Genomic DNA, 12411 nt, shown 5'->3' on the forward strand with positions numbered 1-12411 from the left:
CGACTACTACCGGCCGGGTATGTACTTCAGCGCTTTGACGAAGGGAGGCATGATCTTTGCCCACAGCTTCGGCGGAAGTCCGCGCGGTCCACCGAGATTGAGCAGGCGGGTCGTCGCGATGGTCTGCGGCTCGGTGTACTTGAGCAGTCCCTCGTTTCCGTGCCTACGGCCCATGCCGGAGACGCCCATTCCGCCCATCGGCGCACCGGTGGTGCCCCACGTCGGCGCGTAACCCTCGTCGACGTTCACCGTGCCCGCATGCAGACGTGCCGCAATGGCCTCGCCCTGCGCCTTCGTCTTGGCCCAGACGCTCGCGTTCAATCCGTAGTCGGTGTCGTTGGCCTTCGCAATGGCCTCGTCGACGTCGGCGACGGGGTAGATCGACACCAGCGGCCCGAAGGTCTCGGTCGCCGCGCACTCCATGTCCTCGGTGACGTTCGTCAGCAACGTCGGCTCGTAGAACAGCGGGCCGATGTCGGGACGCGCCTTGCCGCCCGCGACGACGGTCGCGCCCTTGACCTTGGCGTCGTCGACGTGCGCCGAGACCGTCTTGATCTGGTCCTCGGAGATGAGGCTGCCCATTTCGATGCCGAACTCGTAATCGGCACCCACGGTCATGTTGCGTACCCGCTGGCCGAACTTCTCGGTGAACTCGGCGGCGATCGACTTCTCGACGTAGATGCGCTCGATGGAGATGCAGAGCTGACCGGAGTTGGAGAAGCAGGCGCGCACTGCCGCGTCGGATACTTCCCGCAGGTTCGCGCCCTTCGCGACGATCATGGCGTTCTTGCCGCCGAGCTCGGCGGAGAAACCGATGAGTCGACGCCCCGCCTGCTCGGCCAGGAGCTGACCGGTGGCCGTGGAGCCGGTGAACATGACGTATTCGGTGTTCTCGACGATTGCGGTGCCCACCACCGAGCCGGGGCCGGGGACCACGGCGAACAGGTCGCGGGGCAGACCGGCCTTGTAGAGCAGCTCGACGCAGGCCAACGCGCAGTACGGCGTCTGGCTGTCGGGCTTGAGCACGACGCCGTTACCGGCCAGCAGCGCCGGAATGGCGTCGGACACCGCGAGGGTCATCGGGTAGTTCCACGGCGAGATGATTCCGACGACGCCCTTGGGCTGGTACCGAACGCGAGTCTTGGTCAGCACGGGAAGCATGCCGGTGACCTTCTTCGGGGCCAGCAGTTTGGCGGCCGTGCGTGCGTAGTGCCGCGAGGTCATCGAGATGTCGAGGACTTCCTCGAGGGCGGCGGCGCGGGACTTGCCAGTCTCGGCCTGCGCCATGTCCATGAGCTCGTCGCGGTGCGCGAGCACCAGGTCGCGGTAGCGGTGGAAGATCTCTGCGCGCTCGGAGACCGGACGCTTGGCCCAGGCCGCCTGAGCGGTACGGACGCGCGCGATCGCAGCCAGGGCATCTGCAGCCGTACCGACCGGAATGGTCGCCAGCTCCTTACCGGTGAACACCTCGGTGATCGTCTTGGTGGGACGCGAGTCCGCGTCGGGAATGGCGATGAGATCAGCGAGCCGGGAAAAGGTCGCAGTGGACGGAGCAGGCATTTTTGCATCCCTACTGATGAGTAGTGTTCGGAGTAACAGACAACCTACCTGGTCTTCGGCTCAGTTCACAGGGCCGATGTTCCCTGGCCCTGTGGCACGATGGGCGGTGGTCTACTCCGACGTCGGGGCGTTCGGAAGCAACAGGGTGGGGAATCCATGCGCAAGGCACTAGTTCTGGCCGGAGCAGCAGCACTGATGGTGGCATTCGCGGGGTCTGCGCAGGCAGATCCGGTCCAAGATTTCATTGCTCCGCCGAGCGATCCGGCTGCGTATCTCCCCTCGTCGCTCGGCGATCCGTGGTTCGATCCGCCGGCGGGATACGAGAATCTCGTGCCCGGCACTGTCCTCGCTCGACGCGATGTCGCGGTGACGCCCGAGGCCTCGTCCGTCCAATTACTCTTCCGCTCCACCGATTCGAAGAATCGTCCCATCGCAGCGGCGACGACGGTGCTGACTCCCACCGCGCCGTGGACCGGTGGTGGAGATCGCCCCGTCATCGCATACAACGAGGCGACGGATTCACTCGGCAACACGTGCGCGCCGTCGTACACCCTCCCGCGGGGCAACAACAAAGAGATCGATCAGGTCCGGATCCTGCTCGGCCGCGGTTACACCGTGGTGATGACCGATTATCAGGGGCCGCGTCAGGCGTATTCGGCCGGTCTCGTGTCGGGGCACACCGTGCTCGACGGTCTGCGCGCCTCCCGGACTGCAGGCGTGAGCGCGGATGCACCCATCGGCATCACCGGATATTCCGGCGGTGCGATCGCCTCGGGCTGGGCGGCGCAGTTGGCACCCGAGTACGCACCCGAGCTGAACATCGCCGGAGTCGCGTTCGGCGGTCCGCCCACCGATTACAAGATTCTGCAGACGTCGTTGAACGGTCAGATCGGGTCGGGCTTGTTCACTGCGGCGACGATCGGACTGTCCCGGGAGTACCCGGAGATGCGGCAGCTCGCCAACGACAACGGCAAGCGACTGGCGCTGGCACAGAAGGATCAATGCGTGGATGTGTTGTCCTACAGCGGACTACTGCTGTTGGACCAGCGAAATCTCTCCAACGTCCCGGACGTCTTCGCGCATACGATCACCACGGCCGTCGTCGAGGAAAACCGCATGGGCCAGACGAAGCCGGACGCGCCGGTGTACATCTACCAGGGCCTGCAGGACTTCCTCATTCCCAAAGAAGGTGCCGAGGCCGTGCAGGATCAGTGGTGTGCAGCAGGAGCGTCGGTACATCTGGAAGAGGTGCCCGGCGACCATTCACTGGCCCAGACCAACGGCCGTCCCGGTGCCTACGATTGGTTGGCGCAACGCCTGGCCGGTGTGCCGACCTCGGGTTGCGAACGTGTGATTCGCTAGAGGTCCATAACGAATCGTTTTTTCGTCTTGACCCTCACGCCACGGGAGGCAGCACAGTGTCCTTCGTGAGTGATTCGTCCGCGAACAGTTCGGTTGACGTCCAGGTCGGCATGCAGGTCGGCGCGGTCTCGAAGTTGGTGGGTGTCAGCGTCAGAACGCTGCATCACTACGACGAGATCGCGTTGGTGGTGCCGTCGGGGAGAACTCCCAAGGGCTATCGGACGTATTCATCGGCCGATGTCGAACGGCTGCATCAGGTATTGACCTACCGCGAGCTCGGGTTCCCGCTCGAGGTCATTGCAGCGTTGCTCGACGACCCGGCCGTCGACGCGATGGCGCATCTGCGGCGGCAGCGCGACCTGCTCGGCGAGCGGATCGATCACTTGCACGCAATGGCTGCGGCCGTGGACAAGATGATGGAGGCGAAGAAGATGGGTATGCAATTGACTCCCGAGGAGCAGCGAGAGATCTTCGGCGACAACTGGCCCGGCGAGGAATACGCCGAGGAGGCCGAGCAGCGCTGGGGCGAAACCGACGAGTGGAAGCAGTCTCAGCAGCGGACGGCGTCGTTCACCAAGGACGATTGGAAGGCCGTCAAGGAAGAGACGGACCTCCTGGAAGCCGATCTCGCTGCCGCGATGCAGCGGGGTGTGTCGCCGGATTCCGACGAAGCCGGGGAATTGGCCGAACGTCATCGCGCGTCGATCGAGCGGTACTACGACTGCGGTTACGAGATGCAGGTGAACCTGGCGGAAATGTACATCGCCGACGAGCGATTTGCCAAGCACTACAACGCTATCGCCGACGGTTTGGCGCAGTATCTCCGTGACGTCATCGTCGCGAACGCCGCTCGTCAGAGCTGACTCGTCTCGATCCGCACCCCTTTTCGGAATCCGCGCCTCCTGCAGGGGGTGCGGATTCCGAACCGGGGCGTAGATGTCCGGGCGAACGCTGCTCGTCAGGGTTGACGCGAGCGGCAGGCGGCATTCATCTGCCAATCCCAGTGCTCTGAGAATGGTTGTAGTGCTTGCGCTTCCATCGAACTCCCGTACGCATCAAACACTCAACAAACTGCGGGCATTGCCGGATGTGACGGCGCGCCAGTTCTCCAGTCCACCGTCCGCGGCTCCCGCGTCGAGCGAGCGCAGCTGCTCCTGCACCGCGCCGATCGGGGTGAAGCAGTAGTCGCTGCCGTAGACCAGACGATCGGGTCCGACCGTCGAGAGCAACGCCGGCAGCTGCCGCGGAACCGGCGTACCGGCGAGGTCGAACCACAAGCGCTGCAGTACATTCGGCGTCGACGGGGTACCGAGACCGACCTGCGTCCGGAAGAAGTCGACCCGATCTGCCAACAGCGGCAGTACTCCACCGCCGTGAGTGAACACCCAGCGGATGTGAGGGAACCGATCGACCACGCCCAGCAGAATCAAGTCGATGACGGTTCGCGCTGTGTCGAAGAGGAATTCGACCATCGGAGCGGGCCTACCGAGCGCTACCGCAGCTGCGTTCGGCGGCGAGGTGGGATGCACGAAGACCACCGCCGAACGCGCATCGAGCGCGGTGAGCAGTGGCGTCAGCACCGCGTTGCCCAGATACATGCCGCCGGCGTTCGACATCACGGTGACCCCGTCGGCACCGAGCTGATCGAGAGCCCGAATGGCCTCGACCGTCGAGTCGACGACGTTCGGAAGGGGCAGCGACGCAAAGAATCCGAGGCGTGGCTGGCCCTGGACAACTCCGACTCCGAAGTCATTGACCCGTCGGGCCAGATCGGAAGCCTGGCCGTCGTTGCCGAAGTGCACCCCAGGGCTCGACACGGACAGGATCGCCCTGTCGATCCCACACCGGTCCATCATCTGCAGATGCTCGGTCACCGACCAGGACGGCCACTTCGGCATGCCGTCGGGAAAGACGATGCCGGACGCGAGCGCTTCCCGCAGGTAGAAGTCGGGGACCATGTGCGAGTGCACGTCCACTACTCCCCCGGCGGCAGGCGTCGGTGACGCCGACGCGGTCGCTGCGGACAGGGCGACGCCCGAGAGCGTGGCTGCACCGAGCGCGCCGAGCAAGGTTCTGCGGTCGATCACGATCTACGTCCTTGTCGTCGACACCACCCGGTCCGAACTGACGCTATCGTCACATATGAGATTATCTGCAGTCAACGGTGACTTGTACCAACTGATGTAGGACTAACATGGCGCGATGACGACCGAACGTACGAAGCCCAGTCCTGCGCAATTTTTGGGGTACTCGTTCGGTCGGGTCCTGCCCCCGTCGATGCAGGATTGGGTCCGAAACGACCTCGTCGGCAACGGGGCCCAGGTGCGCTACCTGGCTCGATTCACGGTTCCCGTCATCCCGTTGCTGCTGCTGTTCCTGCTGATTCCCGGCCCACTGTGGATGTCGCTGGCGATGATGGCGTTGCTGTTCATTCCGCTGGTGTACTTCGCGATAGCGCTGATGAACGTCTATCGGCGGCACCGATTACTCATTCACGGCCTCGATCCCCAGTTGATCAACGCCAAGGCGCAGAGCCGTGTCGACCGCACCCGGGACGACTACGAGCGACGTCACGGCCGCGGCTGACGATCGGACGTTAGTCTTCTGCGCATGACTTCACCTGTGGAATTCAAAGCAACCGCTGATCTGGCCGACGAGATCGGTCCCGACATCCGCAGCTGCGACACCCAGTTCATCCAGTTCGGCAAGCACACCGAGTTCGCCGGACCCATCACCACCATCCGCTGCTTCCAGGACAACTTGCTGGTCAAGCAGACGTTGAGCGAGCCCGGCAACGGCGGCGTTCTCGTGGTCGACGGCGACGCCAGCATCCACACCGCGCTCGTCGGCGACATCATCGCCGGGCGGGGTGTCGACAACGGCTGGGCAGGCGTCATCGTCAACGGCGCTGTGCGGGACTCGGCGATTCTGCGCACCCTCGACATCGGCGTCAAGGCATTGGGGACGAACCCACGCAAGAGCACGCAGACGGGATCAGGCGAGAAGAACGTGCCGGTGACCTTCGGCGGCGTCACCTTCACCCCCGGCGAGATCGTCTACAGCGATCACGATGGAGTGGTCGCGGTCTGATCCGACGCGAAAGGGACGGCCGCGGTGCCGTCCCTTTCTGTTGCGTCTTGTACGACGTCGGTGCTACTTCACGAATGCGAGAAGCGCGTCGTTCACTTCCTGGAAGTGTGTCCACAGCAGCCCGTGGGGTGCGCCGTCGACCTCGACGTACGTTGCCTCCGGGAACGCCTCGTGGAACGGGCGGCCGGTGGAGTCGATCGGCAGGATGTTGTCGGCCGTGCCGTGCAGGATCAGCGTCGGCTTGCCCGATGCGCGGACCTTCTCGACGTCTCCGCGAAAGTCTTCGAGCCAGGTGGGCACGACGGCATAGGCCGCGACGGGCGCGCTGGTGGTGGCGGTGTTCCAGCTGGCGCGCACGGTGGCCTCGCTGATGCGGCTGCCGAGGTTCTCGTCGAGGTTGTAGAAGTCCTTGTAGAAGTTCTCGAACCAGGTGAAACGATCCTCGCGCGCTGCGGTCTCGATGCCGTCGAACACCGACTGCGGAACGCCGGTGGGGTTGTCGTCGGTCTGTAGCAGGAACGGCTCGAGCGAGGCGAGAAACGCGAACTTGGCGACGCGATCGGTGCCGTACTTCGCGGCATACCGAGCCAGTTCTCCTGTGCCCATGGAGAATCCGACGAGGATGACGTTGTTCAGGTCGAGCTCGGTGAGTACCTTGTCCAAGTCTGCAGCGAAGGTGTCGTAGTTGTAGCCGACGGTGGGCTTGCTCGACTGCCCGAATCCACGGCGGTCGTAGGTGATGACGCGGTAGCCGGCATCGAGCAGCGCACGCGACTGGCGCTCCCAGGAGTTGCCGTCGAGCGGGTAGCCGTGGATGAGCACAACCGGCTGGCCGGAGCCGTGATCCTCGTAGTAGACCTCGACGGGGGTGGAGTTCTCGGTTCCGACGTTGATGTACGCCATGATCCTGCCTTCCTGTGTCCTGAACATCGAGCGGGAGAACGGTCGTTCTCTCCGTGTGTAGACTACTGTAGAGAACGTTGGTTCTCTCGGCAAGGGGTAAGCGATGACCATTACGGAAATCGGACGGGCACAGGTGGTGAACGCCGCGGACGAATTGTTTTATGCGCGCGGCATCCAGGCCGTCGGCATGGATGAGCTGCGCACCGCAGCGGGAATCTCTCTCAAACGCATGTACACACTGTTTCCGTCCAAGACGGCCATCGTGGCCGAGGTCCTCCGTGGCCGCACTGCCCAGTGGAACGACGGGATCCGCGCCGAGGCGGACCGACACGACACGCCGCGCGGAAAGCTGTTGTCCATCTTCGACTTCCTGGATCGATGGTTTCGAGAGGACGACTTTCGCGGGTGCGCGTTCATCAACTCCTTCGGCGAACTGGGCGCAACCATGCCCGAGGTCGCCGACGCCGCGCATCAGCACAAGAAACGTTTCATCGAGTACGTCACCGCCTTGGCCGTCGAAGATGGATGCGAGCCGACCGTCGGTCTGCAAATCGCACTTCTCGCCGAGGGTGCTCAAACCACCGCCGCCATCACCGAACTGGCCGAATCCGCCTCTGCAGCAAAGACTGCGGCCGAGGTTCTGTTGAATTCGAGCGCGAAGTGACCGGCATCGCGGATCACTGACATTTGACACTGAAATTGTCCGTTTCGGGACGTTAGTGTCGAATCCATGAGCAAGCTCCGAGTCCTCGCCGCCCTCACCGTCTCGACGTTCCTGCTGGTCAGTGGATGCACGTCGTCCGACGAGCCCTCAGCCGTGCAGGCGACCACTACGACGACGTCGAGTGGGAACATCAGGACCGACGACGTCCAGGCGGCTCTGGACGCGCTGGTAGCGGCCGGGTCCGTCGCCGCTGTCGCGCAGGTGCGCGACGGCGAGGATTCCTGGTCGGGAGCGGCAGGACTCGTCGAGCGTGATGGCACCGAGCCGGCGGGTGCCGATGATCCGGTGCGCATTGCAAGCGTCACCAAGTCGATGGTCGCGGCGGTGGTGCTGCAGCTCGTCGACGAGGGAAAGCTGCAGCTCGATCAGCGGGTCGACGAACTCCTTCCGGGCCTGCTGTCCAAGTCCGTCACCGTCCGACAACTGCTCGACCACACGAGCGGAATACCCGACTACCTCACCGGACTCGATACGGCGCAGCAGATCGCTTCTCGCGCCGATGATTCCGTCTCCGACGATGAGCTGATCTCGAAGGCATCGGCCATGCCGTGGACAAGTGAACCGGGCCAGGAGTTCAGCTACTCGAACACCAACTACGTTCTACTCGGGCGGATCGTGGCCGATCTCGATGGGAAGCCCGTCGGACAGTCGTTGCAGGACAGGATCTTCGAACCTCTGCAGATGACCGACACCACCTACCCCACCGACACTGATATCGCCGGCGATGCACTGCACGGCTACGTGCTGGAGAACGGGATCTACACCGACGTCACCGAATACGACGCGAGTATCTGGTCTTCCGCTGCTGCAGTGGTCTCCACCGTAGAGGACATGAACACGTTCTTTCGTGCTTTGTTCGACGGCACACTGCTACCTCGCAACATGGTCGACGACATGCAGGTGGTCAGCCCCTCCGGCTACGGCCTCGGATTGCTGCTGGGAATCGACGCCTGCGATCCAGAGTCCGGTGAGCTGCTGTTCGGCCAGCGCGGCAACGGCTTCGGATATCGCACTTTTCAGTTCTCGAGTCCCGACGGCACCCGTCAGGTGTCACTGGCCTGGACCACAGCCGCGCCGACCCCGGGCACCGATCCGCTGCTAGAACCCGCATCCGAAGCCCTGATCGCCGGGCTGGCATCGACCTGCCCGGCGTAGCTAGAGGGTCGTCACCCAGCCGTGCACTTCGTCGCTCGTGAGTGCAGCCTGGTGACGCTTCCGCAGAGTGAGCGTCGCCGGTCCGGTTTCCTTGGTTCCTATTGCGCGGCCGTCGATTTCGTATACCGGGGCAACCCCGGCCGACGTGCCACACACGAAGACCTCGTCGGCGATGTACAGCTCGGTGAGGTCGACGGTTCGCTCCTGAACCGTCATTCCTTCTTCGCGCGCCAACGTCAGAAGCGTTCGACGGTTGATGCCATCGAGAATGTCGCTGGTGACGTCGGGTGTGACGAGCACTCCGTTTCGGACGAGGAAGATGTTGGCGGCACTGAGCTCGCAGACGTGTCCGTTGATGTCGAGGAAAATGCAATCGTCGAACCCACTGTCGATGGCATCCTGTTTCGCCAGAACGGAATTGACGTATGCCCCGTTGACCTTCGCGCGCGACGGAATCGCATAGTCGGGGATGCGACGCCACACACTGGTCTTCAACCTCATACCGTCCTGCGGCACAATGGGATTGGCGTCGTAGAGGAAGATCGACACTGTCGTGTGCAGGCCACGGACCCGTGTTCCGGGAATGGACTCGTCGACGTGGACGGTTGCCCGCACGTACACCTCGTCGGTCGGGGCGTTGGCCGCGACGACCTGCTGCGTCACCTGCACGAACCGTTCGAAACTCCACTGCGTCGCGAAGGTGTCGATGCCGATGATCTTGCAGGACTCGACGAGTCGCTGGTAGTGATCGAGCAACCGGAAAGCGGTGCGCCGATCTCCGTTCATCTGCACCGGAAACACGGTGTAAACACTCAGGCCGTAGAGGACGGCCGAGGTCGCGACCCCGAGTGTCGCGTCCTGCGCGTCCACCAAGCGATCGCCGAAATACACCTTCGAGTGCGGGAGTGCCATGCGGCGATGCTAGTCGCCCGGTGAGTCCAAGCGACAACGCTTTTACTTCTCTATGGTCGAGTACATGAGCGAACGCGCAGTATCCTGGCCACCCCTTGGTCGTTCCGCAGGCTCCACTCCCGCCCGCACACTCTGGAACGACGGCCCCGAGGTGGGTGCCGTCGGCTTGGGCTGCATGGGAATGACCTGGGCATACAAGGCAGACGACCAAACGGAGTCCCCCGATCGCGTCATCGGGCACGCATTGGACCTGGGTGTGAACTTCATCGACACCGCCGATGTGTACGGACCGTTCACCAACGAGGAAGTCGTCGGCGCAGCCATCGGCAGTCGACGCGACGAGGTGGTGCTCGCGACCAAGGGTGGATTGACCTCCCACATCGGCGACGCCGGCGAGCCGGTCATTTCCGGCCCCAATGGCAAGCCCGAGCATCTGCGGTCTGCCATCGACGACTCGCTCCGACGGTTGGGCGTCGACCACATCGATCTGTATTACCTGCACCGTCCCGATCCCGAGGTCGACGTCGAAGACAGCATCGGCGCGATGGCCGAGGCCGTGCGGGCCGGAAAGGTTCGCGCACTGGGTGTTTCGGAGTTCACCGTCGAGCAGCTCGATCGGGCTCAGCGGGTGCATCCGATATCTGCTGTGCAGTCGGAGTTGTCGTTGTGGACACGCGACCACCTGGCAACCTCGTTGACATGGACGAAGGACAACGGTGCCGCCTTTGTGCCGTTCTCACCGCTGGGCCGAGGGTTTCTGACGGGCAACTTCCGCGGAACCGCACCCGCTGCAGATGATTTCCGCTCTCGACTGCCGCGTTTCAGTCACGACAACCTCGATGCGAACCTCGTCATCGTCGACGCCATCGCGGCCATCGCCGACGAGCTCGGTGCGACGCCTGCGCAGGTGGCCCTGGCATGGGTGCTGGCGCAGGGAGAGCACGTGGTGCCGATTCCCGGCACTCGCCGCACTTCACGTCTGGACGAGAACGCCGGTGCCGCCTCGCTCACGTTGAGCTCCGAGCACCTCGCCGCACTCGACACGTTGCCCGAGCCCGCTGGTGGCCGGTATTGAGATAGCGCAGGTCGATCCGTCGACGGATCGGTTGTCGGCCGAGAAAATCCTGGCCGTACAGAGGAGTGCGTACGCTGTCGAGGCCGAGCTCATCGGCGACGACCGCATCCCACTACTGCACGAGTCGGTGGATGATCTGTGTGCAGCACAGGTCCACTGGCTCGTCGCGCGCGATCTGGACGAAATCCTCGGTGCCGCAGCGTGGTCCGGATCCGAGATCGACCGTCTGGTGGTGGCTCCACACGCACATCGGCAGGGCATCGGACGAGCGTTGGTCGAGGTGATGCTGAATTCGATTGCAGGACAGCAACTGCGAGTCGCAACGGGACGCGACAATGGACCGGCCCGCCGCCTGTACGAGTCCCTCGGCTTCGCGCACACCGAGAATCAAGAGGTGTTGCCGGGACTGTGGCTGGCCCGCTACGAACTCAACCGTTGATCTGTATCGGGCTTACGCGGGCGAGCGACGAACCATATCAGTGCGCCTGAGATGGGCATCAGCAACACGAGCAGACACCACCAGAACGCGGATCCCCGACGAGCCTGATTGCTCCGAAGTATCGACACCCATGCGACACCGACGACTAGCAGCCACAACACGATCCCAGCCATCCACGCGAGATCGAACCATAACGGCAGAGCCGGGTTACCGTCAGCATCCATGGTCTTCCGACTCCTTTCACCTCAGGGCAAGACTAGCCACGACGCAGGCATAAGGTGCGACCATGACTTCTGCCGGCGGCGCGATTGCATTGGCTCTCTTCGGCATTGCTCTCGTGTCGATCGTCCGCGACACAGGCTCCAACTGGCTAATCAAGCTGGCATGGGTAGTGGTGACACTGATCCTGCCCATCGTCGGCCCGATCCTGTGGTTCGCAGTCGGGAAGCGCTATCCGTATGGGGTGAACGGCGGCAACAGCTGAGAGTTCAGTGTCCAGTCGCATTGCGTAGGTCGATGTTGATCAGATGGCTTACCTGGTCGCGGAGCCATTCAACCGTCTGCGGGTTGGGGGCGGGTGCGTGGGCCAACAGCGTCCAGCGCAGTCGGGTTGCTGCGGTCAGATCGAACTGCACCAGGACGTCGGGAAGACTCGGCCACGGCGAGCTCCACACCACGCGGTCGAACTCACTACTCTCGACGATGCGCGGCAGAGCGGCACCCTCGAACATCACCGGCCAGGCGAACCCTTGATTCTTCGGATGCAAGTCTGGGCGCATCAGTGCCTTCCAGACGAAGAAGACCGGCGGCGACAACTCCGCAGTCCTGCTCGCGAGAACCATCATCGGGTTACCGTACGCGGGCGCCGACTCGGGAGCCCTCCTATTTTTCGCGCACGCCGGTGCGGGCGGTCGCGATGTACTGACAACAGACAGAGCTGTGCCCTGACGCTTGTGTGGGTCGTCAGGCGGGTTGTCGTGGTTCTTCGTCACCGGTGTCGCGGGTGTTGTCGCAGTGGTGGTCGGGTGGGTAGAGCACCTCCTCGGGGTGGTGTGCGTGATTGATCAGCCCACGGCGAGTGGGGTCCATTCCGGTCGGTGGATGCCACAGGGTTCGGCCCGGATAGCGATGTCCTGCTGTGGTTTTGGTGGTTGCCCACTTTCCGGGGCCGGTGCCGACGAGTGCGTGGTG

15 protein-coding genes and 1 pseudogene are annotated in these 12411 nt (G+C 63.5%); 9 read left to right on the top strand and 7 right to left on the bottom strand.

Annotation, left to right across the window (positions count from 1 at the left end):
* Positions 1-6 precede the first annotated feature (6 nt).
* Positions 7-1560 carry a succinic semialdehyde dehydrogenase gene (locus tag AB0P23_RS09390; protein WP_027494877.1) on the bottom strand — a complete coding sequence of 518 codons (1554 nt, stop codon included), beginning with the start codon at positions 1558-1560 and terminating at the stop codon, positions 7-9.
* Positions 1561-1716: 156 nt separating this feature from the next.
* Here AB0P23_RS09390 and AB0P23_RS09395 point away from each other — a divergent pair, with 156 nt between their 5' ends.
* Both AB0P23_RS09395 and AB0P23_RS09400 read left to right on the top strand, forming a co-directional pair.
* Positions 1717-2922, top strand: a complete 1206-nt coding sequence (locus AB0P23_RS09395) for a lipase family protein (RefSeq protein WP_032374209.1) — start codon at positions 1717-1719, stop codon at positions 2920-2922.
* A gap of 110 nt (positions 2923-3032) precedes the next feature.
* Positions 3033-3785: a MerR family transcriptional regulator gene (locus AB0P23_RS09400; protein ID WP_032374299.1), complete on the top strand. Its 753-nt coding sequence runs from the start codon at positions 3033-3035 to the stop codon at positions 3783-3785.
* Between the two features lie 192 nt (positions 3786-3977).
* Here AB0P23_RS09400 and AB0P23_RS09405 read toward each other — a convergent pair whose 3' ends face one another.
* On the bottom strand, positions 3978-5009 hold the full coding sequence (locus tag AB0P23_RS09405; RefSeq protein WP_230593538.1) for an amidohydrolase family protein: 1032 nt from the start codon (positions 5007-5009) through the stop codon (positions 3978-3980).
* Between the two features lie 115 nt (positions 5010-5124).
* Here AB0P23_RS09405 and AB0P23_RS09410 point away from each other — a divergent pair, with 115 nt between their 5' ends.
* Positions 5125-5508, top strand: a complete 384-nt coding sequence (locus AB0P23_RS09410; protein WP_032366711.1) for a DUF5313 family protein — start codon at positions 5125-5127, stop codon at positions 5506-5508.
* 24 nt (positions 5509-5532) lie between these two features.
* Positions 5533-6012: a ribonuclease E activity regulator RraA gene (rraA, locus tag AB0P23_RS09415; protein WP_027494882.1), complete on the top strand. Its 480-nt coding sequence runs from the start codon at positions 5533-5535 to the stop codon at positions 6010-6012.
* 63 nt (positions 6013-6075) lie between these two features.
* Here rraA and AB0P23_RS09420 read toward each other — a convergent pair whose 3' ends face one another.
* Positions 6076-6915, bottom strand: coding sequence for an alpha/beta hydrolase (locus AB0P23_RS09420; RefSeq protein ID WP_032374210.1), 840 nt, complete (start codon positions 6913-6915; stop codon positions 6076-6078).
* Between the two features lie 103 nt (positions 6916-7018).
* Here AB0P23_RS09420 and AB0P23_RS09425 point away from each other — a divergent pair, with 103 nt between their 5' ends.
* Together AB0P23_RS09425 and AB0P23_RS09430 are read left to right on the top strand one after the other, a co-directional pair.
* Complete coding sequence (locus AB0P23_RS09425) at positions 7019-7579, top strand: TetR/AcrR family transcriptional regulator (RefSeq protein ID WP_027494884.1); 561 nt, start codon at positions 7019-7021, stop codon at positions 7577-7579.
* A gap of 66 nt (positions 7580-7645) precedes the next feature.
* A complete protein-coding gene (locus AB0P23_RS09430; protein WP_052061647.1) occupies positions 7646-8794 on the top strand; it encodes a serine hydrolase domain-containing protein in 1149 nt (382 codons plus the stop codon).
* Here AB0P23_RS09430 and AB0P23_RS09435 read toward each other — a convergent pair whose 3' ends face one another.
* Complete coding sequence (locus AB0P23_RS09435; RefSeq protein WP_032374211.1) at positions 8795-9706, bottom strand: aminotransferase class IV; 912 nt, start codon at positions 9704-9706, stop codon at positions 8795-8797.
* Between the two features lie 64 nt (positions 9707-9770).
* Between AB0P23_RS09435 and AB0P23_RS09440 the strand changes: the two genes are divergently transcribed.
* Positions 9771-10781, top strand: coding sequence for an aldo/keto reductase (locus AB0P23_RS09440; RefSeq protein WP_045841688.1), 1011 nt, complete (start codon positions 9771-9773; stop codon positions 10779-10781).
* Positions 10768-11220 carry a GNAT family N-acetyltransferase gene (locus AB0P23_RS09445; protein ID WP_032392420.1) on the top strand — a complete coding sequence of 151 codons (453 nt, stop codon included), beginning with the start codon at positions 10768-10770 and terminating at the stop codon, positions 11218-11220. The genes AB0P23_RS09440 and AB0P23_RS09445 overlap by 14 nt, the downstream gene beginning before the upstream one ends.
* Here AB0P23_RS09445 and AB0P23_RS09450 read toward each other — a convergent pair.
* Positions 11202-11444 carry a PLDc N-terminal domain-containing protein gene (locus AB0P23_RS09450; protein WP_363797323.1) on the bottom strand — a complete coding sequence of 81 codons (243 nt, stop codon included), beginning with the start codon at positions 11442-11444 and terminating at the stop codon, positions 11202-11204. The genes AB0P23_RS09445 and AB0P23_RS09450 overlap by 19 nt on opposite strands.
* Before the next feature lie 62 nt (positions 11445-11506).
* Here AB0P23_RS09450 and AB0P23_RS09455 point away from each other — a divergent pair, with 62 nt between their 5' ends.
* On the top strand, positions 11507-11704 hold the full coding sequence (locus tag AB0P23_RS09455; protein ID WP_032366706.1) for a PLD nuclease N-terminal domain-containing protein: 198 nt from the start codon (positions 11507-11509) through the stop codon (positions 11702-11704).
* A 4-nt stretch (positions 11705-11708) separates the two neighbouring features.
* Here the strand turns inward: AB0P23_RS09455 and AB0P23_RS09460 are convergent, their stop codons facing one another.
* On the bottom strand, positions 11709-12065 hold the full coding sequence (locus AB0P23_RS09460; RefSeq protein WP_052053584.1) for a hypothetical protein: 357 nt from the start codon (positions 12063-12065) through the stop codon (positions 11709-11711).
* A gap of 118 nt (positions 12066-12183) precedes the next feature.
* A pseudogene (locus tag AB0P23_RS09465) lies at positions 12184-12411 on the bottom strand (HNH endonuclease); the annotation flags it as partial.

This window comes from Rhodococcus sp. NPDC077669, assembly GCF_040686915.1.
GTDB lineage: Bacteria > Actinomycetota > Actinomycetes > Mycobacteriales > Mycobacteriaceae > Rhodococcoides > Rhodococcoides fascians.